23 protein-coding genes are annotated in these 24,640 nt (G+C 51.6%); 5 read left to right on the forward strand and 18 right to left on the reverse strand.

Annotated elements, in window-relative coordinates:
* Positions 1-98: 98 nt before the first annotated feature.
* Complete coding sequence (locus tag DZC51_RS01470; RefSeq protein WP_157293594.1) at positions 99-1,211, reverse strand: mandelate racemase/muconate lactonizing enzyme family protein; 1,113 nt, start codon at positions 1,209-1,211, stop codon at positions 99-101.
* A 771-nt stretch (positions 1,212-1,982) separates the two neighbouring features.
* Here DZC51_RS01470 and DZC51_RS16250 point away from each other — a divergent pair.
* The 4 genes from DZC51_RS16250 (at position 1,983) to DZC51_RS01490 (ending at position 4,841) form a co-directional block, all read left to right on the forward strand.
* Positions 1,983-2,342 carry a hypothetical protein gene (locus tag DZC51_RS16250; RefSeq protein WP_232524040.1) on the forward strand — a complete coding sequence of 120 codons (360 nt, stop codon included), beginning with the start codon at positions 1,983-1,985 and terminating at the stop codon, positions 2,340-2,342.
* Between the two features lie 152 nt (positions 2,343-2,494).
* Complete coding sequence (locus tag DZC51_RS01480) at positions 2,495-3,706, forward strand: DUF819 family protein (RefSeq protein WP_157293596.1); 1,212 nt, start codon at positions 2,495-2,497, stop codon at positions 3,704-3,706.
* A 68-nt stretch (positions 3,707-3,774) separates the two neighbouring features.
* Positions 3,775-4,137 (forward strand): SCP2 sterol-binding domain-containing protein, encoded by a 363-nt coding sequence (locus DZC51_RS01485; protein ID WP_157293597.1) that lies wholly within the window; start codon positions 3,775-3,777, stop codon positions 4,135-4,137.
* Positions 4,138-4,178: 41 nt separating this feature from the next.
* Positions 4,179-4,841, forward strand: coding sequence for an HAD family hydrolase (locus DZC51_RS01490; RefSeq protein ID WP_157293598.1), 663 nt, complete (start codon positions 4,179-4,181; stop codon positions 4,839-4,841).
* Positions 4,842-4,893: 52 nt separating this feature from the next.
* On the opposite strand, the gene DZC51_RS01495 is transcribed toward DZC51_RS01490, so the two are convergent.
* Genes DZC51_RS01495 through DZC51_RS01505 form a run of 3 tightly spaced genes read right to left on the reverse strand, consistent with a single transcriptional unit; the run spans position 4,894 to position 7,320 of the window.
* Positions 4,894-5,463 (reverse strand): 5' nucleotidase, NT5C type, encoded by a 570-nt coding sequence (locus tag DZC51_RS01495; RefSeq protein ID WP_157293599.1) that lies wholly within the window; start codon positions 5,461-5,463, stop codon positions 4,894-4,896.
* Between the two features lie 11 nt (positions 5,464-5,474).
* Positions 5,475-6,572 carry a bifunctional diaminohydroxyphosphoribosylaminopyrimidine deaminase/5-amino-6-(5-phosphoribosylamino)uracil reductase RibD gene (gene ribD / locus DZC51_RS01500; RefSeq protein ID WP_157293600.1) on the reverse strand — a complete coding sequence of 366 codons (1,098 nt, stop codon included), beginning with the start codon at positions 6,570-6,572 and terminating at the stop codon, positions 5,475-5,477.
* Positions 6,559-7,320: a GTP cyclohydrolase II gene (locus DZC51_RS01505; protein WP_157293601.1), complete on the reverse strand. Its 762-nt coding sequence runs from the start codon at positions 7,318-7,320 to the stop codon at positions 6,559-6,561. The genes ribD and DZC51_RS01505 overlap by 14 nt, the downstream gene beginning before the upstream one ends.
* Positions 7,321-7,505: 185 nt before the next feature.
* Here DZC51_RS01505 and DZC51_RS01510 point away from each other — a divergent pair, with 185 nt between their 5' ends.
* Positions 7,506-8,036, forward strand: coding sequence for a helix-turn-helix domain-containing protein (locus DZC51_RS01510; RefSeq protein ID WP_157293602.1), 531 nt, complete (start codon positions 7,506-7,508; stop codon positions 8,034-8,036).
* 382 nt (positions 8,037-8,418) lie between these two features.
* Here the strand turns inward: DZC51_RS01510 and DZC51_RS01515 are convergent, their stop codons facing one another.
* The 14 genes from DZC51_RS01515 to DZC51_RS01580 all read right to left on the reverse strand — a co-directional run bounded on the left by DZC51_RS01515 (position 8,419) and on the right by DZC51_RS01580 (position 24,155).
* A complete protein-coding gene (locus DZC51_RS01515; protein WP_157293603.1) occupies positions 8,419-8,883 on the reverse strand; it encodes a hypothetical protein in 465 nt (154 codons plus the stop codon).
* Positions 8,884-9,153: 270 nt separating this feature from the next.
* Positions 9,154-9,927, reverse strand: a complete 774-nt coding sequence (locus tag DZC51_RS01520) for a hypothetical protein (RefSeq protein WP_157293604.1) — start codon at positions 9,925-9,927, stop codon at positions 9,154-9,156.
* A gap of 162 nt (positions 9,928-10,089) precedes the next feature.
* Positions 10,090-10,542 (reverse strand): DUF5085 family protein, encoded by a 453-nt coding sequence (locus DZC51_RS01525; protein WP_157293605.1) that lies wholly within the window; start codon positions 10,540-10,542, stop codon positions 10,090-10,092.
* On the reverse strand, positions 10,539-10,982 hold the full coding sequence (locus DZC51_RS01530) for a hypothetical protein (RefSeq protein WP_157293606.1): 444 nt from the start codon (positions 10,980-10,982) through the stop codon (positions 10,539-10,541). The genes DZC51_RS01525 and DZC51_RS01530 overlap by 4 nt, the downstream gene beginning before the upstream one ends.
* 33 nt (positions 10,983-11,015) lie before the next feature.
* Positions 11,016-11,816: a hypothetical protein gene (locus DZC51_RS01535; RefSeq protein ID WP_157293607.1), complete on the reverse strand. Its 801-nt coding sequence runs from the start codon at positions 11,814-11,816 to the stop codon at positions 11,016-11,018.
* A 13-nt stretch (positions 11,817-11,829) separates the two neighbouring features.
* A complete protein-coding gene (locus DZC51_RS01540) occupies positions 11,830-13,419 on the reverse strand; it encodes a ribonuclease YeeF family protein (protein WP_157293608.1) in 1,590 nt (529 codons plus the stop codon).
* Between the two features lie 35 nt (positions 13,420-13,454).
* Positions 13,455-13,748, reverse strand: a complete 294-nt coding sequence (locus DZC51_RS01545) for a YwqI/YxiC family protein (RefSeq protein ID WP_157293609.1) — start codon at positions 13,746-13,748, stop codon at positions 13,455-13,457.
* Positions 13,749-13,763: 15 nt separating this feature from the next.
* Positions 13,764-14,114, reverse strand: a complete 351-nt coding sequence (locus DZC51_RS01550; protein WP_157293610.1) for a YwqH-like family protein — start codon at positions 14,112-14,114, stop codon at positions 13,764-13,766.
* Complete coding sequence (locus tag DZC51_RS01555) at positions 14,111-14,659, reverse strand: type VII secretion EssA family protein (protein ID WP_157293611.1); 549 nt, start codon at positions 14,657-14,659, stop codon at positions 14,111-14,113. The genes DZC51_RS01550 and DZC51_RS01555 overlap by 4 nt, the downstream gene beginning before the upstream one ends.
* Positions 14,649-17,618, reverse strand: a complete 2,970-nt coding sequence (esaA, locus tag DZC51_RS01560) for a type VII secretion protein EsaA (RefSeq protein ID WP_157293612.1) — start codon at positions 17,616-17,618, stop codon at positions 14,649-14,651. The genes DZC51_RS01555 and esaA overlap by 11 nt, the downstream gene beginning before the upstream one ends.
* Entirely contained in the window at positions 17,615-22,087 is a 4,473-nt protein-coding gene (essC, locus tag DZC51_RS01565) for a type VII secretion protein EssC (protein WP_157293613.1), read from the reverse strand. The genes esaA and essC overlap by 4 nt, the downstream gene beginning before the upstream one ends.
* Positions 22,088-22,116: 29 nt before the next feature.
* Positions 22,117-23,484, reverse strand: coding sequence for a type VII secretion protein EssB (gene essB, locus DZC51_RS01570; RefSeq protein ID WP_157293614.1), 1,368 nt, complete (start codon positions 23,482-23,484; stop codon positions 22,117-22,119).
* A gap of 58 nt (positions 23,485-23,542) precedes the next feature.
* Positions 23,543-23,782 carry an ESX secretion system protein YukD gene (gene yukD, locus DZC51_RS01575; protein ID WP_157293615.1) on the reverse strand — a complete coding sequence of 80 codons (240 nt, stop codon included), beginning with the start codon at positions 23,780-23,782 and terminating at the stop codon, positions 23,543-23,545.
* 79 nt (positions 23,783-23,861) lie between these two features.
* Positions 23,862-24,155 carry a WXG100 family type VII secretion target gene (locus DZC51_RS01580; protein ID WP_157293616.1) on the reverse strand — a complete coding sequence of 98 codons (294 nt, stop codon included), beginning with the start codon at positions 24,153-24,155 and terminating at the stop codon, positions 23,862-23,864.
* Between the last annotated feature and the right edge of the window lie 485 nt (positions 24,156-24,640).

The raw sequence follows: 24,640 nt of genomic DNA on the forward strand, positions 1-24,640 counted from the left end.
CACATGAATGACAAAACGTACCCAGAAAGATTTCATCTGGGTACGTTTTGTCTACAGTCTGAGGTTGTGCGCGGAGCACAACCTTTTTTGCCTTTTGCTTATTGAACCGTTTCTTTTTTCACTGTCAGTTTTTCAAGCTGTGACTCATCGACGTTAATTCCGAGCCCCGGCTGGCCGGACAGGAGGACTTGTGGCAGCTCATATTTCAGGTCGCCGATTTCTTCGCTGAAGAGGAGCGGTCCTGTAAGTTCGGCCGACTGGATGTTTGACCGGCTCATAACCACATGGTATCCCGCCGCCGAGCCGACGGATGACTCGACCATCGATCCGACCTGGCACGGTATTCCCGAAGCCTCCGCCGCCTTGGCGATATGGATTGCCGGGTAAATACCGCCGCATTTCATCAGCTTGATGTTCAGGACGTCAGCCGCCTCAAGTCGGACGATTTCCAGGAACTCTTCCATGCCATGCAGGCTTTCGTCCGCCATGACCGGTACAGTCACTTTTCTCCGTACATCCGCCAGCCCCCGGATATCCCCCATGCGGATCGGCTGTTCGATCCATTTCAGGTTCTCCCCTTCGAGCTCACGGATGGCCGCAGCCGCCGTTCCCGGTGTTTTCCAGCCCTGATTAACATCCACTCGGATCGGAAAGTCCGGACCCACAGCTTTCCGGACAGCCTTGATGCGGGCGACATCCTCCATCGGATCCCCTTTGCCAACTTTCAACTTAAGCGAGGAATACCCGTCCTCCACCGCGCGGACCGCTTTTTCTGCCATGACCTGAGGAGCCTCGATACTGAGGACGCGCGGATACTCGATCCGGTCATGGGCACGGCCGCCGATCAGGTTGTACACAGGCTGTCCGGCTGCTTTCCCCATCAGGTCATAGCAGGCAATGTCGACTGCAGCCTTGGCTGCCGGATTCCCCGAAACCGCTCCGTCCATCCTGCCGTGAATGCGTTCGATATCAAACGGGCTCTCTCCGATCACCGACGGGACGAGAAGCTGCTTCAGAATTTCATACGCAGACAGGAAGTATTCCCCCGTCACATGCTCGTCCGTCACGGCTTCACCGTATCCGACAAGGCCTGAGTCCGTTTCCAATCTCAGAATGACCGCGGGCATGTCCGGATAAGTCGCATAGGAGACGATGAACGGCTCCCGGAGCGGGAACCGGACCGCGTGAACGGTTGCTTTGATGATTTTCATGCTGCCCCTCCTTTTTTTCTTTTTCAGTCTATCGGGAACGCCTGTACAAATCAATCTCATACCGGGCTTTAGCCGTGCCGGCAGTTCGCCCGCCGCATAGCCTGTCACGAGGGAGGTGCGGAAATGGAGATACCATCGTCCGGAGGCAGCAGCGACGGACAAAAGCCCTGCCCCATTTGCGGGCAGTATCACCGCAGGAAGCGCGCTAATGCGACTGGTAACCCCTTGCCTGTCATACTCGCTGAACTGCAAGAGCGGGATGCGGAATTTCGCCGGGGCAAACGGGGGCCCAGGGGCTTCACGGGCATGAATGGGGAACCCGGCCCGCCGGGACCGCAAGGCGTTCAGGGACCTGAGGGGCCGGCAGGTCCTGAGGGAATCCGGGGACCTGAGGGGCCGGCAGGTCCTCAGGGTATCCGGGGACCTGAGGGGCCGATGGGTCCCGCAGGCGAGCCGGGGCCTCAGGGCGAACCTGGACCCGAAGGAAAACAGGGGCCAAAGGGAGAGAAAGGTGAACCTGGTCCGCAGGGGCCACAAGGTGTTCAGGGACCCAGAGGGAATTGTGGCGAAGTCGGGCCGGCGGGACCACCCGGCCCTGCCGGAGAACCCGGTGCACAGGGACCTAAAGGTGACCCGGGCCCGGAAGGACCTCAGGGCGCAAGAGGGCCGGCGGGTAAACGCGGAGAGAGAGGCCTACAGGGGCCGGCGGGAGGAATCGCGGAATATGCCTTTCTATCCACCCTCTCCGGCCAGCAGGTCGGACAGGGAACAATGGTCCGATTCAACGGCGAATCCGTTTTCTCGCCTGGCTTTTCAGTCAGAGGCAGGAAAACGTCGATCAAAATCAGCCGGAATGGCCTTTATGAGATGATTCTGGCTTTATCGGCCGGAGAAGCCAGCCTCTGGGCCGTCTATGTAAATGGTGAGAAAATCCCGGCTTCCGAGTGCCTGATCAAGACGGAACATCAGGAAGCATTCCGGATGACGATTCTGACGCTAAGAGAAGGCGACCTCGTGACACTCAAGAACTGTGTCCCGGAAGAAGGGGAAAAAGGGCAATCAAAGGCAGAAGTCACTGCAGCATTGTCCCTGAAGCTTCTCTCTCCCCTGCCGGAAAACGACGGAGCATAAGCAATCGATATCATTCGAGTTGGACCGAAAGTGCACCCAGCGGCATTTCCGGTCTTTTCGGATTTTCGAGACCTTTGTCTCCACCTTTCCCCTGACCCCTCCCTCCCGTTACCGTGTTCCTTTATAATAGTGGGAACAATAGGAGGTGCCGCATGGAAACCACATTAATTAAACCTGAGGACACTTGGCTGCTCTGGGCGTTTCTTGCCGGCTGGGCTGCCGTGAGCATCTATCTTGAACAGAAGTATAAATGGGCATCGAAAGTGACCGGCGCCATCATAGCACTCGCGGGTGCACTGATCCTGTCCAATCTGAACATCATCCCGACCGATGCCCCTGCTTATGATGCGGTTTGGACCTACGTCATTCCGCTCGCCATCCCTCTCCTTCTCTACCAGGCCAACCTCAAGCGGGTATGGAATGAAAGCGGACGGCTGCTGATCCTTTTCCTCATCAGTTCTGTCGGGACAGTTGTCGGGGCGTACATCGCATTTTTCTCACTCAGTGCGTTCATTCCGGAACTGTCCAAGATCGCCGCGGTCATGACGGGATCCTACATAGGCGGAAGCGTAAATCTGGCCGCTCTTTCCGCCAAGTTTGACGTCAGTGAGGGCATGCTGTCATCTACCATTGTCGCAGACAATCTCATGATGGCACTTTACTTTTTCGTCCTGATCGCCATCCCTGCGATCGGCTTTTTCCGGCGGAATTTCCCTACTCCGCATATCGACCATGTCGAGCAGTCCGCCGGCGATGAAGCCGGTACGCTAGCTGCCTCCTACTGGCAACGCAAGGAGATTTCACTCAAAGACATCGCCCTCTCTGCCGGAAGTGCATTCGTCATTGTCGCAATCTCCTTTAAAATGGCAGAAATCTTCGGAACCATCATTCCTGATGAAGGGACCGGCTGGCAACTGCTCGGGGGCCTGCTCGGAGACAAGTACCTGATGCTGACCACCATCACTGTTGCAGCAGTCATGCTCATGCCAAAGTTCTTTGACAGCCTGAACGGTGCCCAGGAAATCGGAACCTACCTGATTTATATCTTTTTTGTGGTCATCGGTGTCCCGGCTTCACTCCCACTCCTCATCCAGAATGCACCGCTCCTGCTCGTCTTCGTCTTCCTGATGGTGCTGGCCAACATGGTGGTCACGTTCGGCGTAGGGAGACTGTTTAAGTTCAGCCTCGAGGAGATGATCGTCGCCAGTAATGCCAATATCGGTGGGCCTACCACAGCTGCTGCCATGGCGATCGCAAAAGGATGGAAAGACCTGATTGTCCCTGTGATGCTCGTCGGCACGATGGGCTATATTATCGGAAACTATATCGGCACCATCGTCGGCAACATGCTAGGCGGTTTCTGAAGGATTGCCAAAATGTTCCGCATTCCCTAAGATGGATAAGTACCGACTACTAAGATGGGGGCATGACCATGGGCAATCCTCTAAATGCCCTCTCGCTTGACGAGATCTGGGCAAAAATCGGACAGGTGCTGGAGGCAAAGCCGGAACCTTATCAGAACGAACATATCCGATATGAATTCATCATCGATGAAAAAGGCGAAGTCAGCCGCTGGCAGTTGCTGCTCGACCACGGACGGGCGGAGATTTTCCCTGGCATTGCAGGTGAACCTGCCTGCACGCTCGAACTGAGCGGCAAGCACTTCCGCAAGCTGCTGACAGGTGACCTCAACAGCATGGCCGCGTTCATGACCGGCAAACTGAAGGTCCTCGGCAATGTCGGCTTCGCGCTGAAGCTTGAAAACCTGCTCAAAGAATATCAGTTCTCCGGATAAACGGGTTTCGCCCGCCGGAACAGGAAAGGACGGTCCGAACCATGCGCGTCGCAATCTTCGACTTTGACGGGACACTTTACCAGAACGAGACGTTCGACTTCATGATGACTCACCTTAAGCAACATCCCGAATACGGAAAGCTTTACGGCAAGTTTTTCAGGCGCATCCTCCCGGTGTATACCGGCTATAAGATGAAGCTCGTTCCCTCTCCCGTGATGAGGGAAAAGTCGATGCAAGCTTATCTCGCCCCCTTCTCGGGCTTTGCGGAAGAAAAGCTGACCTGCTTCTTCGGCGAGATGGCTGCAGCGATGCGGGGCGGATTCAATCCGGAAGTCGTACGGCGGGTCCATGAACACGCAAAATCCGGTGACCGGGTCATGCTGGTTTCCGGCGCCTTCACCCCGCTCCTTAGCGAGGCTGTGAAGGATCTGCCGTTTGATGACGTCATCGGCACCGACATCCCTTATTCCGGAGATACATATGACGGGCGGACAAACATCTACCACATTCGGAGCGAAAGAAAAAATGAACGCATCCACGCAGCACTTGGAGACTCCACAGTCGCATGGGAAGAAAGCTCAGCATTCGGCGATACGCTGTCCGACATGACTGTACTAGAACTTGTCGGGAACCCGGTCGCTGTGCGTCCGGAGGAAGGCCTCCGGAACATCGCGGCTGAACGGAAATGGGAAATTATCGGATAATCTAAAAAGGCACACTCGCATCATTGCGAGCAGTGCCTTTTCTGATATGACTTCATTTTTCTTCTGCCAGCAAATCGAACAATTCGGACCAGTCGCTGATCCTGGGAATGTCCATGTGCTGATTGTAGGATTGGTTCTTCGCGAAGACGTTCAGCGGACGGTCGCTAAGCGTTTCAAGAACGGCGGGCTTGTCATCAAAGTAATAATCAAGTTCCAGCTCTTTGATGATATGTACCTTGTCCTCATCGTTCATGCCGTAAAAGAACCTGTCTTCCCGGACCGGAAAGCCGTTTTGAATCATCCATTCCATCGTCCGCTTTCCGTGTTCCTTTGGCCTGGCCGTTATATAGTAAATTTCATGGCCTTCTTTTTCCAGCCTCTGCAGAGTTTCCGCCGCATCCCGATACGGCGGACAGTTTGTGTAATAGATTTCTTCAAGCGAACCGTTCCACATCTTCCCGCCTTCCTCAGCGGTCATGCCAAACAGTTCGTGGATTTCCACTTTGTCCAGTTCATGAAATAGGGAGATATCCACATTCCGGTTCAGTTTCCGGTTATACAGATGGAAAGCATGTTCCCTCAGGTTGATCAGTGTATCGTCAATATCGAAACCGAATTTCAAATCAGATTCCCTCATTTTGTATTGTAGTTCGGATAGCCCGTGAACCTGTAATCTTTCCCGATTTTTGTGATTTCGAGATCATCCAGCTCCACGGCATCACGCATCAGTCCGACGCCGGTGCCTTCGAGGAATGTGGGCGCCTGTGCGCCGCCGATCAATTTCGGCGCCATATAGACCTCCACTTTATCGACGAGCCCGTTCTCAAGGAAAGCCGCATGGATCGAGCCTCCCCCTTCTACCAGGACAGAAGAGACAAGTTGTTCGCCAAGCATACGGAGGACATCTTCCAAATCAACCCGTTCGGTCCCCGAGGTCGGAAAAACTGTAATCCCTCTCTCCTCCAACTCTTTCCTCGCGTCGTGATTATATTGTTTCGCGGTAAAAATCCATGTTTCCGCCTGCCCGTCCGTGACTACTTGGGATTCGAGGGGAATTCGGAGTGAGGAATCCAGAATGACTCGGATTGGGTTCCGGCCGTTCGGAATCCTCGTAGTCAGTTCAGGATCATCTTCTATGACCGTATTGACGCCGACCAGGATCGCCATATGCTCGTTGCGGAGCCGATGGACATCCTTGCGTGCCTCTGCAGAGGTGATCCATTTGCTGTCGGCTGTATGAGTGGCAATTTTACCGTCCAATGTGCTTCCCGCTTTCATCGTGATGAACGGCTTTTGTGTCACGATGAATTTGTTGAACACTTCATTCATCTTGCGGGACTCCTCTTCCATGACACCGACTGTCACTTCAATGCCTGCTTCCTCCAGGATCCTGACCCCGTTTCCGGCGACAACCGGATTCGGATCAAGCGTGGCGACGACGGCTTTTCGGATCCCAGCTTCTACTATGGCGACCGCACAAGGCCCTGTCCGGCCATGATGAGAACATGGCTCAAGCGTGACGTAGATGGTCCCGCCTTTTGCCTTGTCCCCGGCCATCCTGAGGGCATGGATTTCCGCATGCGGCTCGCCTGCCTTCAGATGCGTCCCGATGCCCACGACCCGGTTGTCATTGACGATAACTGAACCGACGAGCGGATTCGGATCGGTCTGCCCTTTCATCGCACGTGCGTTTTCAAGTGCAAGATTCATATAAAATTCATGGCTGGTCATCTGGATCTGGCGAGCCTCCCTCTAAGTGTCCGGATCGCTGGACCTTGGTCTGCAGATACTTTTCGTTAAACTCGGAGCGGTCACCCCATAACGGCTGACGTCCGGAAATCGGAAGGCCTGCCTTCTGCAGGGCATCCAATTTTTTCGGGTTATTGGTCATGAGGGTCACCGGCTTTTCCCTCAGGGTCTTCAGCACGCGGATAGCATCGTCATAGTTTCTGGAATCGTCGACAAACCCAAGGCTTTCGTTTGCTTCCACGGTATCATAGCCATTCTCCTGCAGCACGTAAGCCATCGCCTTGGAGAACAGGCCGATTCCTCGGCCTTCATGATTCGCCAGATAAAACAGTGCACCCGCCCCGTGGTCCACGATATTCTTCATGGACTGTTTGAGCTGATAGCCGCAGTCGCACCGCCTGCTGCCGAAAATGTCCCCGGTATGGCAAATGGAGTGCAGACGGATCAGCGCATCATCCGCGTTTTCAAAATCACCGTAGACGAGAACGCTCGACTGCTGGTATTCCGCCAGATTCGCAGATGACAGCCGGTCGATGATTTCCTGATAATCCTCTGTCACCTGGCATTGGTTCAGCCAGCAATACCACTGGAATACGACGGTATCCCCGTAAAGGTTCACTGGCAATCTGATCGGTCCCACCAGGTAGATGGCGCCTTCCCCGGTCTCAATCATTTGAATTTTTTCTTTCAGGACATCCAGCACTTTGGTTTCCAGCTTTGCTTGGACCATATAAAATCATTCCTTATAATTGATAAATTTTTCTTAGAGTGGTCATTCTAATGAGTTGTATACTTAATACATAAGTATTCCTGTATGAATATTTGTTTTCTATAAAATAACACTGTATGATGGATAACGTCAATTTATCCATGTTACGATTATATGCAAATTCAAGATTTCAGGGAGGGCTGGATATGGAGATCGGTTCCAAAATACGTGCAATCCGCAAACGGAAAGGACTGACGATCGCACAGATGAGTGAGCAGACAGGCCTGTCCAAAGGGTTCATCAGCAACATCGAGAACGACCATACTTCGCCCTCCCTCAATACACTGCAGTCCATCGCGGCCTTTCTGGATGTTCCGCTCCCCTACCTGCTCTTGGAGAAAAAGGAGCACATGAAAGTCGTGAGGAAAGCCGAGCGGGTGTACACATCGTTCAATGATATCAAGATCGAGCACCTCACTTCCCAAAGCGGCCTCCGGATGATGCACGTCGAATTACCGCCCGGCGCCTCGACCGGCGAAGCGATCGCCCATGAAGGCGAGGAGGCTCATATCGTCCTGAAAGGCACCGTCCTGGCCGAACAGGGGGAAGACTCCGTCATCGCCGAAGAAGGCGATTCATTCAGCTGGAACGCAAGCGTCCCCCACTTTGTGAAAAACGTCGGGGACTCTGAGGCGATCCTGCTCATCGCGGTCCATTCAGAGAAGGGCAATCAATAAGTCTGCTTCGGACCAAAAGCACCGCGCGGATATTCCCGCACGGTGCTTTTGGCATTTCCGATAGTCATTATATGAAGGCTGAAATCTTAGTATATAGAATCGATTAAACAAATTAACATCCATAGTGGGCAGTTGCTTTCCGCGGGGAAGGCATCAAGCCCCTTGCAGGGTCTTTCCGCTCTTCCTTTTCCGCAGGAGTCCGCGCCTTCACTGCAAGCAACCATGCTAATCATGTTCAAATTCAAATGTTCATTTTATATAGAAGTTAAATTCAGGATAGCGATATTTGCAAAATAAAATAACAAGCTGCTCCGGAAGAACAACGAGCATGACATAAAAGATTGCCAGCCCGAGAATGATCGCCGTCATTTCATTGAGCCCCTCAAGGCCTGATCACATATTGCAGGATGAAAAATATCCCGAGTCCGGCAGCAGTTGCAGCGTGGAGATAACTTTTATACTCGAACTTTTCACGCATCGCTGCCTGACGGGACCCGTCCCGATAATCTCCCCGCCGAATTTTCCTGATGAACCTTGCAAAAACCAGCAGAAACACTATTAGGCCGAACGTTAAGCTAATCCAGGTGAAGGTAATCATCGATTCAGCTGAAGCATCTGTCTCCTCTGCTATTAATAAAAGTGCACAGATATAAAATGTGATTCCGAACAGGTTTTGAGAAACCACGATACTGACCAAATACTGCACTTTCTCACTTCTCTTATACACAACAGGCAGTGAGTAAATCATTGATAGGGCGATCAAAATAGCGGTGAACCAGAAATGGACAGACAGGATCTGATCCTTCCATGGATGGTCGGATGCATAAGCAAAGACATAATACTCCAAAGCATACAGTCCTCCCTGGAGAACTGTAGCCAGCACCATATTACCCGCAAGGTTCTAGGGACTCTGCCGCCCCGATTCAAGCGGCTTTCTTAACACAAACACATCTTTTTCTTGGAGCAAAGCTGCTTCCCTCCTTAATGAAACCAGCCTTAACTTATCCTTTGCAGAATTCCTCTAAGAATCATCACACAGCAAATTGCAATAAAGGCGCCTATGTAACCTGCTTCTTCGGTACGGTATCTCCTAGCTATGAAACGGATATCCGAACATTTAACTCTTTTCAGTTTCACCATCATGTGTGACTTCATCTAAATACGTTTGCCCTTTAAAGTTAAAGCTGCTGAAACGCAGTTTGCAATACAAAATGATGAGTTGCTCGGGAAGCACAAAACACATCGTGTAAAACACAGCAAAACCAATGAAAATGATGATGAGCTGGTTTGGATCCCCTAATCCCAGGTTCCTTAGAACATATTGGAGGATAAAGAAGAGGCCAAGACCGGCAACGGCAGCCGCAGGCAAGGAGGACTTATATTCGAATTTCTTTCGTATCTGTTCACTTCTCGATCCTCGACTATAATCCCCATTCCTGATTTTCCATATATAACGAAGGAACGTGAGGAGGAAGACGAAAATCCCCGCAAATAGTGTCACCTTAGTGAACGTCATCATGGAAGCATCCGACAAACCGGCTTCTATGTCTGTAACAGCAAATAAAGCCAGAATGTAGGAAGAAACACCAAACAGATTTTGTGAGAATACAATACTGATCAGATACTGCAATCTCTCAAACTTCCTATATACAATAGGTAACGCAAAAACGATACCAAGCCCAATTAAAATTAAACTAGTCCAGAAATGCAACTTAAGAATATCGTTTTTTAGTGGATGAGCACTTGAATATCCTATGACATAGAATTCCAAAGCATATAATCCAGCTTGTAAAAAAGCGCCTAATACTAGGATTCCGGATAAGTTCATCGGACTTTGCAGGCCCGATACAAGCGGCGTTCTTAACACAAATACATCTTGTTCTTTGAGCATAACTATTTCCTCCTTCCAAACACCCGCCTTCCGGAGTCAACGTCAAGGTCTCCGCTGCCATCTTGGTTCAGGGTTTCAAACAGTTCAAATGATAAAAAGCATCGCGCAACAAATGTTGCCGATGCTTTTTAGGCCGATTCGCTCAGCACTTCCAGAAGAGAACTATCCGCTGACACCCACGCTCATTTCCACATATGTAGTTCCATCCGGGGCCTGCTTGTACTCCACGAAGACCGGTGTCTTCTGCTGCAGGTTATCCTTCTTCACATGATTGTAAAGCGCCCAGTAGGCAGCCTGTGACTGCTCATCAAAGTCATTCAGCAGACGGATTTTAGCAAGGCCTTTTACTTCAAAATAGCTTCGGAAAATAACTTCTTCCTCGGCAGGTACGGTCAGGTCGTTCTCTTTAATGCCCATATGCAGTTCGGCGGTCATCACTTCTGCAATCGGCTCGTTCAGCATCGTAAAGAATAGCCGGCCATCCACATTTGCACCGTGGGTCTGCAGGATAGTCCGGAAATCTTCGAAGGCGAGGCCGATCTCTGCAGGCACAAAGCTGTACCTTTTTGAAGCGACATTGCGATGCCGGATCATCCGGTTCTCGGTAATGTTCATTCCGGTCGTCCGCCTTCCACCGGAACGGCGAGGTCAATGATGATGTCACCGTAAACGTCGATCAGCACACAATAATAGTTCTGACCGAGAACGATGCCCTCCTTTTCGGCATGCATCCGGACTTTTCCAAAAGCCGCATCGAAGTCCGGCTCCTGCTCGGCCTGGCGCATGACGAGCGCATCCCCGGAATGGAAACGTTCCATATAGCCGAAACCGCTATCTTCAATTGCCATCGGTTCGCTGACCGGCAAATAATACGTAAATGTTCCCGTTTCAGCTCCTTCTTTCCCGTCGAACGTGAAAAAGATGGGACCATTCTGATATACACCCTTATCCAGAAGAATTGTCTCCAGGGCGCCTATCGGCTCCTGCCAATCTGCTTTCTGTTGCTCAGTCTGATAAGTCAGTACGCGGTCAAACACGAGCGGTCGCCGTTCCATTGCCATGCCCCCACATCCTTTTTTGTAAGATTTCTATCTGTAATACGAATCTCCAAAGAGCTCCTCTTCTTCGTCTTCATCTCCCGGTTCATCCAAATATGGACGTCCCTCAAAGTTGAAGCTGCGATAACGCAGTTTATAATAGAAGATCGCTAATTGCTCAGGAAGAACAAACAACATGGTGTAGAAGATGCCAAATCCGATCAGCAGGAACACGAGGGTACCCAGTTCCTCCATCCCCGACTGCCGGATTACATACTGGATAATGAAGGAGATCCCGAGCCCGGCAACCGTAGCTGCGGGAAGATAGGATTTGTATTCAAATCTCGCACGCATCTGGTCGCTTCTGGAGCCTTCCCGGTAATCGCCCTTGCGGATTTTCCAGATGAATCGTGCTGATGTCAGAATGAATATGAAAAGTCCCACAAGTAAAGTGGTCCATGTGAATGTCATGATCGAATCAGCCGATGCCCCGAATTTCCTGTCCGTTGCAACGAATAGCGCACAAATGTAGAAAGACACTCCGAACAGATTTTGGGAATACAAGATACTGATCAAGTACTGAAGCTTTTCAAACCTTCTATAGACAAAGGGAATGGCAAGGAGGAGGCCCAGGACAATCAAGACCGCACTCACCCAAAAATGCCACTGTAAGATTTCTTCTTTATACGGATGATCGGTGGAATACCCGACAATATAATATTCTGCCGCATACAGCCCCGCCTGAAGAAAGGCACCAAAAACAAAGATTCCGGATAAGTTCATCGGGCTTTGTCTGCCCGATTCAAGCGGCCGTCGCAGGACTGCGACCTTTTCAAAATTTTCGTTGTTCATTCAGTTGCCCCCATCACCGGAACCAGCCTTTAATGTGATCCATGGCAGATTTGTCCGAATCACCGAATTTCTTGTTCAGGAGCCAGTTGGCCCCGATACCTGCTGCCATGCCTATTGCGGTGCCGACACCAGGAATCGGTATGAGGGCGGTTCCCGCTGCTGTGAACCCGGCCTGTACGGCTCCGCCGACAGCGGTATCGACTGCCGTATCCAAAGCGGCCCGTTTATGGGCTTCCCCGCCGCTCAGACCATCCGCTGTTGCACTCTCATAGTTGCCAGCGTAGGCAAGGCCGGCCCCGATCGGGCCAAGCGCTTTACCCGTTCCTCTGATGAGTCCGCTCGCTTTGTTCATGACTCCAGGGTCTTTGACCCGCTTGAATTCATCAACCGTTCCTTTGGCATCCCAAAGATCGGTGAATGCGCCGGTGGTCCCTTTCACTGTCGCTGTGCCTATGACTTTGCCCTTTTGCCCGACGGTGGTCGCACGTCCGGTGAAATGCTCGATATCCGGATGCATCGTCTTCACTTTCTCGCCGGTAGGGGACCAGCCGCTCTGCCCCGGTTTGCGGGTGGCATATTTCAGCATGACGCTTCTGCTTTCGTATTGGGCAACTTGCTGCGGAGTCCATTTGCTCCGATCTTTCGGCAGACCGCGAGTCAGCATCTTCTCAACTTGTGCATCAAGCGGGACTCTGAGGGTATCCAGTGCTTTTTTGGAAGCGTTGATGCGGTATTTATAGCTTTGACTTTTGGGATCCCATGCACGGGTGGTTTGTATCCCGCCTTTGCGGCCAGCCACGTAAAGCGCAAACGCTGACATGCCGCCTTCCCCTTTACCGACCTTGTCCACCACGTCAGCACCGGACTGGATCGCTTTCGAGACACTCGCCCAGTTGAGCGCACCCTCTTGATCTGCCTCAAACGGGACGGTGCAGATGTTTTCCCCTGTGATCATCGGATGGCCCTCCATATAGGCCTTCCAGTCTTCAGCAGGGAAATCGACGTCTGTGATGCCGTCTTTGAACATTCCCTCGATCTCTCCAAGCCACTGCCCCATCCGGAGCAGACCGTCACGCACCGGGACAAGGGCATTTCTCTGGGTAGAATCGAATTCGTTCAGATCGGTGACTGTGTTATCCTTTTTTTTCCTCGCACTCCGGATGCCCTGCTGGACGTCACTGTCATCCAGATGTGGCAATGACGTAATATCCGCGACAGAGTCCATTATTCCGTTTGCATCGGAAGTGAGGTTCCTTGAAATGGTGGACATTGTGCTCAGGCCGGTCTCGACTTCGCTTTCGAGAAATCCCTCCCTGATATATCCTGAGGCATTTGGTTCCAGTGATTCCTGCGCAGACTGGATGGAAGTCAGAACAGAATCGAACGTGCCGGCAAAGCTCTCGAACTGGTTGAGCAAGGGCAGATGGCAGTCGCGATAAAATGCCTTGATCGCCTCCCCGCCGCTTCCGGCCAGAGAATCCCCCAGGTCCGTTACTTCCTGCACGCCTGTCCGGATCGCATCCATTTCCTGCTGAAGACTTTTCAACTTATCCCGGTTGCGCTGCAGCCCTTCCCTGAAGGGTGATACATCGAGCGTTTTCATTGATTTCCCTCCTTTTCCCGCTGAGCATTCAATCCTTATTCGGGCTTGGGTCCGTTTCCTGTGCCGCTGATGGCGGTTGCCAGCTGCTGATCGACGTCTGCAAGGAAGTTGATTGATTCCTCTGATGACAACACATTCTTCTGAAGCAACTCGCGGTAGCGGGTCAGCATCTGCTCCATATAGGTCATGAGTTCATTCAGCGAATCAGCGGTATCGAGTGTATTTCCGGTGATCTGGCCTGGCGCTGTTGTTTCCAGCGAAGACGCTTTTGCATCCAACGCTTCGAGCTTGGCCCGGACTTCCTCAAAGGCCACTTTCAATTCTGTCATCACTTATCCCTCCGGTTATCGTTGCCGCTCCGCCGCTTCCTGCGCGCGGAGCTGGGCGATGACCGATTCAAGTGACCGGATTTCGCTCTGCAACAAAGTGATTTTATTGTCGATCGCAGAATAGGCATTCTGGAATTGAGGTCCGGACACTTCAAGATATGGTGTCAGGATTCCCGACTCCCGTGTGCTTTCGAACTTACTGGCATGCTGTCCATGCCATGTACGGGCAGTCAGTTCTGGTTCGCTGAATTTAGATTCTTTAGATTGGAATTCGCCCTGTTTCCCCTGCAGTTCCCCCTTGCAGCTGCTCAGCCGCCTGATCTGCTGCCGCTTTTCCTCCACAAGCATCTGATAATACGAGATCATGCGATTTTCCCCTCCGTTTCTTCCTTGCGCCTGACTGTAGGAGTTCCCTTAGTGCCGCTCTTCAGCAGCGCTGGGACCATAAGGCCGAAGAGACCCAGCATCGCCGCCCCAATCAGGCTGATGAAGACATAAGTGCGGATGCTGCTGCTATCCGCAGCCTCATCCGGCACTTCCGCCGGTTGACTTGCCTGCGCCTGCGATTTCTCTGCTGGCGCAGTGAACAGGCCCAGTTCCTCAGCCTTCGCTGCCGCCGTCCCCGTTTCGGGACGCCCCGCTTCCAGGAACAGGTCATCCACTTCTATCGGAGATCTGAATCGGACCGGTTCGGAAAAATCAAGATTGACCCGTTCCTCGGTCAGCGTGTTCTTCATCTCGACCTGCCTGCTATCATGAAGATATTCTGTCTTCTTCCTGAAGGGAAGTGACTTGTATTCAAGCGGTTCCAGCGAATCTGCCGGTGCGTCTCCTGTATTGGCGGTAGCCGGAATAGCTGCAGAAGATATTGTGGTTGCCAGAAGGATGGCTCCGGCATGCTTAACTTTCATACGATTCTTCCTGAATGACGGTTTCACCGGTTCGCCATCTTTTTACAAGCCATGCCGCAATGAGCAACACCACTGCCGCAATGCCGGCGATAGCTGCTCCGGAATCAAACAGCGTAACCGGATCATACTTGATGGACATGTAGACCGGCGAGAGGATATCCGGAATATCGGCTTCAGGTACGCCTAGTTTCAGCAACGGGGCGATATAGAGACAGATGAGGGCAATTGCCGCGATCCATCCTGCTGTCTCAGCCGAATCCAGTGCCGTGCTGATAAGTGCAGATCCTGCAATGACGATAAGGATTGTGAAAAGCGTCCATTCGATTGCACGCTGGTCATTCAGAGCGTACATGTTCACACTGTACAGGCTGATGATCAGTCCTGTGATGCCGCCCAGAAGAGCCAGCATTCCTGTCCTGAGCAAGGGAGTACCTTCTCGCATTTTATGGCTGAAGAAGCCGATGGCCAGACTGCTGATCAGCAGGATGACATATAGAATTGCCGGCGGAACCTTCTTCATCTCTTCCCCTGCGATCGCTTCTCCGCGCACGCTGAGAGGATTGGTAAAATGATCGAACACGTATCCGTTCTCCTGCCCATCCACATAGGTGTTGTCGAGGAAACTGGAAACGTCATCACTGAATGCTGTGATTGCCTCTAAGTTCTGACGCCATTTTTCACTGTACGAATCGGTCGCGCTCTCGAAACCTTCCGCTTTGCCCTGCAGTTCTCGTGCGTAGTTGACAATACTGTCCTGACGCTCGGAAACCTCACTTACGGTAGAACTCAGGCTGACGAGTTGCATGCCAATGTTCTGCTGATCAGATACGAGCTCTCCTTCATTCGAAAGAACTTCCGGTTCACTTTCCTGAAGGCGGGTTGCCGGATCGCGAAGTTGTGCTAAAAGCGAATCAGCCTGATCGCCAATTGACTGCAGGTTCTCGAGTAGTTTCATATGCTGCATCCCAACGGACTCCTCATATCCGGAGACGATCGCGGTGAACGAGGAATTCCATTCTTCGACACGGGCACCGGTCTCGGGAAGCCCTTCACTGACCTTAGCCCATTGGAGCTTTTCCTCTTCCTTGAGCGCTGCAATATTCTTTGTCAGGGTATTGATAATTTCATCCTTCAGCACTTCATCTTTCCTCTGTTGGCGTCCGTCCTTCCGGTCATCCAACGTGAACGCCATTTGCTCCAAGGTCGCGTAGTAGGCAAGGAGCGAGTCAAGATCTTTGGCTGCCGGCGCCTGCTTGAACAGACCTTTCAGTTCCTTCTTTCGTTCCGGGGAGAGGGTATCCAGTTGGAGGAGGCCTGCTTCCTTCCGTTCAATCTCCCGGACAATGGCAACCGTGTTTTCCGGATATTCCTCAAGATATAGTTTCGTCTCCGAGTAGATGGCCAACAGACTTTCATAGGCACTGTAAAGATCACTGTAGTAGCCGGCTGCAACCTTCACTGCGTTTTCCTTGTCTTCCGCTTCACCATTGCCGTTACCGTTACCTTCACCATTGCCATTGCCATTGCCTTTACCGTTTCCTTCAGATCCGGCCTCTTCTTCCTTTTCTCCGATCGATTCGTTTACTTCAGATAGTTTGCCTGACAGTTCATCAAGCTGGGCCGGGATTTCCGATTCAGGCTGTTCTTCTGCGATCTGCTGCTTCAGGCCATCGATCGACGCTGCAAGAGCAGTGATCGTTTCCTTTTCTTCCTCCAGGGAAGGCAGACCTCCGCCTTCTTCAGGAGCTTCAGGTTCTGGCTGTTCCGGAGGTGCCGGCTCTTCCTTTTCCTGCTCTTTGGCGAGCCGTTCGAGTTCTGCCTTGATGGCCTCGAAATCTGTAATGTCCGGCAGACCATCAACGACAGGCGCATCCGGAATCTTAGAGCCTGCTCCGTCTTTCAGATTCTTCTGGAGGGTGCCGATCAATGTGTCGTTATACTCATCAATCGCCGTTCCCTGGAGTGCAAGAATTTCCTCTGCCTGGCGTTCTGCCTGTTTGAGGCGGACTTGCTCCAAGTCATTGAACTTCTCCTGATTAAGCGCAATCTGTTTATTCACTTTTTCCAATTCCGCGGCCAATTGGCCGTTGTTTTCCTTTAGACGGCGGACGGTTTCCTCGTATTCAGCTGCCTGTCCGGCAGCCATTTCCTGGATTTTAGCGATATTGTCCGATTGCAGTTCTTCAAGGACCCCGCGCTGTTCAACCTGGAATGCCTGATAGGACTGGACATCCTGCAGGAAACCGGAAAGTTCGTTCTTGAACGCTTCCACATGATCGACACGAGCTGCGTGATCCTGGTCAGATGCGCCTTCAACGGTCTCTCTTAATTGTTCCATCTGTTCGCGCTGTCTCTGCATGACATCCGCAAGTTCGGAAGAACCCGGGTCGTAATACGCAACCATTGCATCGAGGAACTCACTTTCCTTGTCCAGAATCGATGCAAACTCTTTCTTGATATGATCCATTTCGATTGCGACATAGCTCCAGTACATGGTTGAGATTCTGCCGTTTACGCGATCTGTTGCACGCTCAATCTCTTTTAATGCGTTTTTCTTGGAGTCCGCGTTTTTCTGCTGCTGGATCGTGTAATTGAATTCTGCCTTTTGCGGATTCTGTTCATCATAGGACATGACGTTCGACGAAAAGTCGGACGGGATGTACAGGACGGCATCATAGCGGTTTGATTTCAGGCCGCTTTCCGCTGCCCCCCTGCCGGTCACTTCCCAGTTGTAGTCGGAGTCTTCGGAGAGGATGGAGAGTACTTCCTTGCCCATCTCGATTTTCTGTTCTTCCCGTTCGCTCCCCAGGTCTTCGTTGACTACGGCGATTGTCCGTTCAGCCGGCTCGGCGAACGATGTGAAGCTGCCCGACATAAAGCCAAAGAACAGGACAGGCAACGCGAGGATGGCGATGACTCCCCCAATGATCGACGCCGATTTTTTTACATTGCTATTCATCGTACGTTCTCCTTCTCCAGTGTGCATAACGGGATCATGATTTTCGTGCTGTTCCCGTTCAGGATGTAATGTGCAAAGCCGGCAGGGAGCTCGGCTTCCTTCCGTTCATATGGAACATTGAAGAGCGTCTGCTCGGATTTCTTCATGAAAACTAGTGCCTGGCGCACAAGTTTCAGCTCGTTTGTGAATACGTCGTAGCCTTTAGTGAACTCGGCGTTGTTGCCTGACACGGCCACATTGAATCCGAGGTGCCCATAGTTTTTCATCAGTTTTACCAGCCTGTCCTGAATGCGGACATCCGCGGTCTGCATGAATCTCGAGTAGCCGTCGATAAACAGAAACACAGGGACGGGGTTGAATGGAAGACCGGTCTGCACAGCTGCGACATAAGCCGCTTCTGCCTCCTGCAGATAGGCTTCCGCCTGGGTGATCCATTCTTCCAACTGCTCTTTGGTTTCTGCATACGTGACTTCAGGATCCCGTGCGTATTCCGATAATCCCCGTTCAAAAGAGTCAAATATGGCGACAGGACCTGTTTCCTGCTTCCTGGCCGTACGGATCAACAGCTTCATCGCATTGGTTTTGCCCTTGCCGGGGAGGCCAACCATCAGAATATGGCGATGTTTGCTGAAGTCCACCGACACGGGCAGGACAGTCTCTTCATCCAGACCGATCGGAATGATTCCCGATGAGACGGGTTGCCCGGCAAGTCCGTCGAAGTGTTCGGCCGACAGCTCGGCCGGCAACATCGGGATCGGAGCAGGGCCTTTTCGTTCCGCATACCGTATGCGTAGATCCCGGACCCGTTCCTTGACCCCGTTCAAGACGCCAAAATCGTCCGCCCCGTCCGCCGGAAGGAACATCTGGCCAAACATGGCTTCTTCCGTTTTGATGATTGCCCTGCCGGGAAAAGGTTCCGGCGTAAACGGCGGACGCCCGATCATGCCGTACATTTCAGATGAATCCATCAGATAGTGGACAATCTTCATCTTCAGATTATTCATCAGGTGATGACGCACCGACTGAGGGCGGGTCGCCGTCAGCAGAAGATGGATCCCCAGGGACGAGCCGTCACGGCTGAACTGGCTCATCTGAAGCTCCAGTTCCTCCAACTCATCACGGATGATGTCGTAGTTATCGACCGCAAGATAGATGAGCGGCAGCGGCTGTTGCGATATCCGGTTGTACATCTGGATGGAGCTGACCTCGGCCTGCTGGAACAAGTTCTTTCTCTTGCTGATTTCCGCCCGGATCATCCGGACCATTTTTTCCCGTTTCAATTCCTCATCGAGGGTCAGGTAATCTGCAGTATGAGGAAGCTGCCGGAGTGGAAGCAGTGTACCGTTGCCATAGTCGAGAAGATAGAAATGTACCTCTTCCGGTGTCATGCTTTGCGCAATCCCCAAAAGGAGGGACTGCAATGTATAGGACTTTCCATAACCGGTGGAACCGAAAATCCCTACATTTCCGTCTTCCAACGGGTTATAGCCTACTGCCCGCTGGCTCTGCTTTTCCGGCTCATCTATGATGGCAATCGCGAAACCGGCACCATCGTATTGGCGGTCGCCAACATTGGCAAGCCGGTCAGGCAGCGGCGGCAGCCACGGGCTCCGGAGCCGTCGGATGCCGAGCTGATCTGCCGTCGATGCTATCGAGGCTGTCACGGCATCAATTTCCGTCATGTTGCTCCGCTTTCCCTTCACGACAGCCGACAGGCCGGTTAGCGGTTCCAGTCCCAGGTCGGTGACGATTGCCACTTCATCTTCCCCATCGTGCGTCTCGTTCTGGTAAGGCGCCCCGCTCCAGGCAGACTGAAACAGTTCGTACACTTCATTGTTTCCGACCTGGAGATAACCGCGTCCGGTCACCGTGATGTTCGCCGCATCCCCATTTTTAAGAATCTCCTTGCTGTCCGATGCATCCTGCACTTTCAGCGCGATCCTGAACCTTGCGTTGCTCCAGATCTGATCGTCGATGATGCCGCCCGGTTTCTGTGTCGCAAGAATCAGGTGGACCCCCAGGCTTCGGCCAATCCGCGCCGCACTGACAAGTTCACGGATGAATTCCGGCTCCTCGGTCTTCAACTCAGCGAATTCATCCGAAATCAGAAACAGATGTGGCATCGGCTCCGGTGCTTCTCCGCTTTTGTAGAGTTCAGTGTATTCATCGATATGGGTGACGGTATGCCGGTCAAACAGGCGTTGCCGCCGCTTTAGTTCGCTCTTGATCGAGGCGAGTGCCCGGTCACTGAAGTTCCGGCTCCCTTCGATGTTGGTGATTGTCCCCAGCAAATGGGGAATGTTCCGGAATGGCTGTGCCATGCCGCCGCCTTTGTAGTCGATAAGAAGGAATGCGACTTCATGCGGATGGAACTTTACCGCGAGCGAAAGAATATACGTCTGCAGTAACTCCGACTTACCTGAACCCGTCGTCCCCGCCAAAAGTCCGTGTGGTCCGTGGGCCTTCTCATGGAGGTTCAGTTCGATCAGGTCCTCGCGCCCCTTGTATCCGACTGGAGCCGCCAGGGAGCGTGCAGACTGGTTCGTATTCCAGTTTTCAGCGATCGCCAGGTCATCCGCATCCGTCACGCCGTACATATCGAGGAAGCTGACCATTGAAGGAAGGGAGTTCGTGACACCGGTTTGGTGGTCCAGCGTCCTCAGCATTCTTGCGAAATGCTCATTACCTCCTGTATTCTGTGCATCCAGTCTGAATCTGGTGTCAGCGGCGATGCCATCCCGAATGAGGATGTCACCCTCACGGTCGTTGACATAACGGACAAGCATATGTACATTTTCCGTGATCCGCTCTTTCGCATTCGCCGTGAAGATGACGGAAATGCCCAATGCTTCATGGTCCTTCCCTTCAAGAAACTCCATGATGATGTGTTCAGACAGCAGCTTATAATCAGAAACGATGAAAACAAGATGCGGTGCAAAACGTACCTTGCCTTTGTTCTCGTCATTGTCACGTTCCCTCAGAATTTCATACAACGACCCCAGAAGCTGATCACGTGTCCGTTCGTCATGGATCAGCCCTTTTGCGTTCATATGGGGCAGTTGGAAGTGCGGCAGCCATTTCATCCATTCCATTTCCTCATATCTGCTGTTGTCAAATACATAGATGAAGCGGACATCGTGATAACTGTGGAAAAAGGACAACTGGCCGATGATCTGTCCGATTTCCTTGCGGATGACTTCCTCTTTACCGAACATTCCAATGATCCCTCTGGATAGGTCAGCGGTGATGGGAGCGTTCTGAAGTTCCCTGTACACTTCCTCCATCCGTTTCGACTGCTCAATGAGATCATCGACTTCCCGATTGGCAAGATCCCCCGCCGATAGGGACAAACTGTAGCTTGCCGGTACTTTTCCCGTGCCTAATCTGAATTGCAGAAAGTCTGCATTGTCACGCGCCTTTTCCCAGATCCTCCCTGATAGCCCTTCCGTCATCCGCTTCACTTCACTGAACGGCGGAAAATGGTAGTCGAGCATTGTCTGATGCCGCTCACGGAGTTCATGAAGCTCTTCACGCATATTTTCCAGATAGGCCGTATAAACTCTGCGGCGCTTTTCCTCCTGCATTTTCCTGCGCTTGCGTTCTTTGAAGTATTGGACGGTCGAAGTGATGATCGTCACGGTGAACATCGAAATGGAAATGAGGATGAACAATCCCCGCGGGATGAAAATCACGACCAGAGACATGACGATCAGCATGACAAGTGGAGGGAGAATGACGAGCCAAAGCCCCCTGCCCTCATCCGGCTGTTCCTGTACCGGGAAAGAAAGTGATACCTTATCGTCGGGCGCCTGATGGATGAGACGCGGGGTACGCCGGTAGGCCGGGTAAGTTTTCTTTACCTCGGACTCGGGCTCTTCAAATACGGGGAGTGAAGTCCGGTACTTAAACGGAGATGATATTCCGATCATGTCATTGTCCACAAATTGAACTTCCATCCTCAGCCACTGGATGATATCTCCTGCCCTGAGACGAACGGCCCCTGATGTCTTTTTCCCATTCAGATAGAATGGGCAGCCAAACTCTATATCAGCACTCCAGCCGTCAGTACCTTTCAGCAGGACAAAACCCTTTCCCCCCGGAATGTCAGCGCCTGTTAAATTAACGGTGGCCTCCGGCTTTCCCGACGCAAAAATCAGCTGGTTTTCAAATCCTATATAATAGCAGTCGCTTTTTCGCGGCGCCGGGGTGATCGACAGGTGCAGTGATCGGCCTTTTTGAAGAGCAGCCAGATGCTCGCCAATTTTGAGATAACCGATTTCCCCCTGCCGGTCTCTGACACGGTAACCGTCATCCCCGCCTTCAAGCGTGATGGTGCCATTCGCGAATGGGAAGTCAAGCACTGTCAATGTGTCATCGACGGAAGGCCCGATTGACATGCGCTTCGCAGTATATTCGTCGAAGTCGATCTTTTGATAGTGCTCCGAGTAATGGATCCACAATTGCTGCATCGATCTTTCACCTTCTTTCTACAGACGGTTTAAGAACCGCTTTTTTCCCCGGATTCATCGTCCGGTCCTTCAGTTGGCTTTTTATCGGATTTTTTTGCTTCTGCTTTTTCATCTGTCTTGTCCGACTCCACCTCTTCCTTCGGTTGCCCGGAATTTTCAGGGCCTGCGTTTTCAGTGGCTGGCTTTTCCGATTCTTCCATGTCCGTGGTCATCTCTTCCCCGGTTGTCTGTTTGATTTCTTCCATAGCCTTCTGGATTTCTTCGAGTTCCTTGTTGATTTCTGAAATCTGCTCCTGCTTTTCCTGCCCGCTAAGTTCCTTATCCGCCCGGATTTCCTCCTGACGAATGGCAAGGCCGTATGCCAAGAGAACAGGATCTTCCATCGCGCGCGCTATGTCTACTGCTTCTTCCGCCTCGTTCCGACCGATCAGGACCCAGTACTTCAGGTAGTTCTCATCTGTCTTCAGCGTAATATTAGACCGGATATTCTCCTTCTGTTCTTCGGTCAGCCTTTCATTGATGACGTAGGAGTCTGCCAACTCATAGAGTGAGACGTAAGGCAGGCTGTCCGGTTTGTAATCGGATAGCTCTGTCACGGTATTACTGTAATTCATCGACAGATACGCTTGATGAGCTGCGTTGATGGCTGCCGTCTTCGGTTTTTCATAAATAAATGTATATAAAGTGAAAGCAAGAGAGGGGATGAGGAGTACACCGGAAACAATCCCCAAGACCTTTGCGGTTTTCCACTTTTTATTCGGAATCCGGACATTCTCCATCTCCCGTCTGTTTACATCTTCAATCGCCTTGTCAATAAAAATCCTGAGTGCATCCGGATCCGCTGCAGACATGACAGCTGCAGCCTGCGGTTTTAGATCGAGAGTGTCGTGGTGATGAAGATAATCTTCATACTTCCGTGTCCCATCCACCGCAACAGCAATCACGGCCTTTGTTTCCTGCCACACCCTCATCTGATCCGGAGATTCCGGCGGCAGGCTGTCCGTCACACCAAGATGAAGAAAGCGCGGAGTCATACTGCTGTCAAAGACGATATTCTCCGGACACACTACCGGTTGCAACCGGCCATTGCTACATTGTTCTGCCAAGTCGACAAGCTTTCCGGCAAACATCCATCTTGTCTTCTCGTCCTCTCCGAGAAGCACGCCAAAGCGGTTAAAGCGCTCCGGGAAAATAGCGGTGATCTTCAGTTCGTCACCGCTCAGGTCGATCTCTTTCCGGATGACCGGATCAGCGGCGGCAAGGAATGAGATTTCTGCTTCATTGTTCATCCCGATCCGTTCCGTCTGGAAAACGAACGAACTTTGATGGTTTCCATGTTGGATGTCAGCATCCAACAGTTTTTCCATATAGGAAAGCGGTTGTTTATCAGTCGCCATTTCGGTCTGCCCCTTTACTAAGTTCAAACTGTCTATGTATGATGGGTTGCACAAAAAATTATAGGATTTCCAGACGGTCTCCGGTCTGGATTCCGCATTTCGACATTGTCAAATGACCAGGGACGACCCGATTTTTATTAACAATCCTTACCCAATGCCCTTCTCGCTGGTATTTGGATACGCCTTTGGCCTGACGGGCGATTTCCGCCACTTTTTTCATTGTGTGATAATCCGACAGCCGGAGGTCGAAGACGCCTCCATCATAATTGGTCAGATCTACAGTAATTTCGATATACATGCATTCACCCCATTTTAATGAAGGAAGAGCGCCTTCCGGTGAGTTGAAAGGCGCTCCAAAATATTCAACGTACAGCTGATCAGCTGCGGATTTGGCCCGCAATCTGTTCGTCCGCATCGCGGAGGGCTTGGCCAGTGCGGTTCAGTTGGACACCGATTTCCGAAAGAAGGTCACGCATATCGTTGAAGTGCGGCTTTAGACGCTCATACTGTTCAGCGAATGCACGGCTGGAAGCCCCTTCCCATACGGAAGTAAGTTCCGAAATCATACCGTCGAGGCGGCCAATCTGTGCAGCCATTTCTCCGGATTCGTTATTGTAGCGATTCGACATAGCTTCCAGTTCAGCAGGGGTTACGCGAATGATACCTGACATTTCATCCATCTCCTTTTAATTTGCTGTATTTAAAATAACTGCTATCTGGTGATTTGGCGTCGCCGCCACTCCACCGCAGGTATTTCCGGGTCATCATGGGCAATCCGTCACATCTCATAGGGATTCCCTGTCATTCTTTAAATCTTTCTTTCTATTGAATACCATTTCTACGGGGAAACTGTCAAAAAAGATTCAAAGTCACGTCCCCCGAAAACAGGACTTAAGCATCCCTTTGCACTACTTTCAAGGTATTAAAAACCTCTTTTTTTCGACAAGACCACTATATTTCATAGATCTATATACCCTACAACCCTAAAAAAATAGCCTTAAACAACTTTATTCTTTTAATCAATGAGTGACTTACGATTCATTTTCACTTTCCGATCCTCCCTACTTTATCTTGGATTCATATTAAGAAACCAAAAATAAAAAACCGACATCAGCCGGCTTTAACCACTACAATATCAATCTGAATGAGCGGGCTC

Origin of the sequence: Bhargavaea sp. CC-171006 (genome assembly GCF_009761675.1) — a bacterium.
GTDB classification, from domain to species: Bacteria; Bacillota; Bacilli; order Bacillales_A; family Planococcaceae; genus Bhargavaea; species Bhargavaea changchunensis.

Bases quoted from the DNA above. Each gene is read 5' to 3' on its own strand.
- essC (WP_157293613.1), bottom strand. From the start codon at position 22,087: ATGCAGCAATTGTGGATCCATTACTCGGAGCACTATCAAAAGATCGAC.
- DZC51_RS01480 (WP_157293596.1), top strand. From the start codon at position 2,495: ATGGAAACCACATTAATTAAACCTGAGGACACTTGGCTGCTCTGGGCG.
- DZC51_RS01545 (WP_157293609.1), bottom strand. From the start codon at position 13,748: ATGACAGAATTGAAAGTGGCCTTTGAGGAAGTCCGGGCCAAGCTCGAA.
- yukD (WP_157293615.1), bottom strand. From the start codon at position 23,782: ATGTATATCGAAATTACTGTAGATCTGACCAATTATGATGGAGGCGTC.
- esaA (WP_157293612.1), bottom strand. From the start codon at position 17,618: ATGAATAGCAATGTAAAAAAATCGGCGTCGATCATTGGGGGAGTCATC.
- DZC51_RS01520 (WP_157293604.1), bottom strand. From the start codon at position 9,927: ATGCTCAAAGAACAAGATGTATTTGTGTTAAGAACGCCGCTTGTATCG.
- DZC51_RS01485 (WP_157293597.1), top strand. From the start codon at position 3,775: ATGGGCAATCCTCTAAATGCCCTCTCGCTTGACGAGATCTGGGCAAAA.
- DZC51_RS01490 (WP_157293598.1), top strand. From the start codon at position 4,179: ATGCGCGTCGCAATCTTCGACTTTGACGGGACACTTTACCAGAACGAG.
- DZC51_RS01470 (WP_157293594.1), bottom strand. From the start codon at position 1,211: ATGAAAATCATCAAAGCAACCGTTCACGCGGTCCGGTTCCCGCTCCGG.
- DZC51_RS01540 (WP_157293608.1), bottom strand. From the start codon at position 13,419: ATGAAAACGCTCGATGTATCACCCTTCAGGGAAGGGCTGCAGCGCAAC.
- ribD (WP_157293600.1), bottom strand. From the start codon at position 6,572: ATGACCAGCCATGAATTTTATATGAATCTTGCACTTGAAAACGCACGT.
- DZC51_RS01580 (WP_157293616.1), bottom strand. From the start codon at position 24,155: ATGTCAGGTATCATTCGCGTAACCCCTGCTGAACTGGAAGCTATGTCG.
- DZC51_RS01525 (WP_157293605.1), bottom strand. From the start codon at position 10,542: ATGAACATTACCGAGAACCGGATGATCCGGCATCGCAATGTCGCTTCA.
- DZC51_RS01555 (WP_157293611.1), bottom strand. From the start codon at position 14,659: ATGAAAGTTAAGCATGCCGGAGCCATCCTTCTGGCAACCACAATATCT.
- DZC51_RS01505 (WP_157293601.1), bottom strand. From the start codon at position 7,320: ATGGTCCAAGCAAAGCTGGAAACCAAAGTGCTGGATGTCCTGAAAGAA.
- DZC51_RS01530 (WP_157293606.1), bottom strand. From the start codon at position 10,982: ATGGAACGGCGACCGCTCGTGTTTGACCGCGTACTGACTTATCAGACT.
- DZC51_RS16250 (WP_232524040.1), top strand. From the start codon at position 1,983: ATGGTCCGATTCAACGGCGAATCCGTTTTCTCGCCTGGCTTTTCAGTC.
- essB (WP_157293614.1), bottom strand. From the start codon at position 23,484: ATGGCGACTGATAAACAACCGCTTTCCTATATGGAAAAACTGTTGGAT.
- DZC51_RS01550 (WP_157293610.1), bottom strand. From the start codon at position 14,114: ATGATCTCGTATTATCAGATGCTTGTGGAGGAAAAGCGGCAGCAGATC.
- DZC51_RS01510 (WP_157293602.1), top strand. From the start codon at position 7,506: ATGGAGATCGGTTCCAAAATACGTGCAATCCGCAAACGGAAAGGACTG.
- DZC51_RS01535 (WP_157293607.1), bottom strand. From the start codon at position 11,816: ATGAACAACGAAAATTTTGAAAAGGTCGCAGTCCTGCGACGGCCGCTT.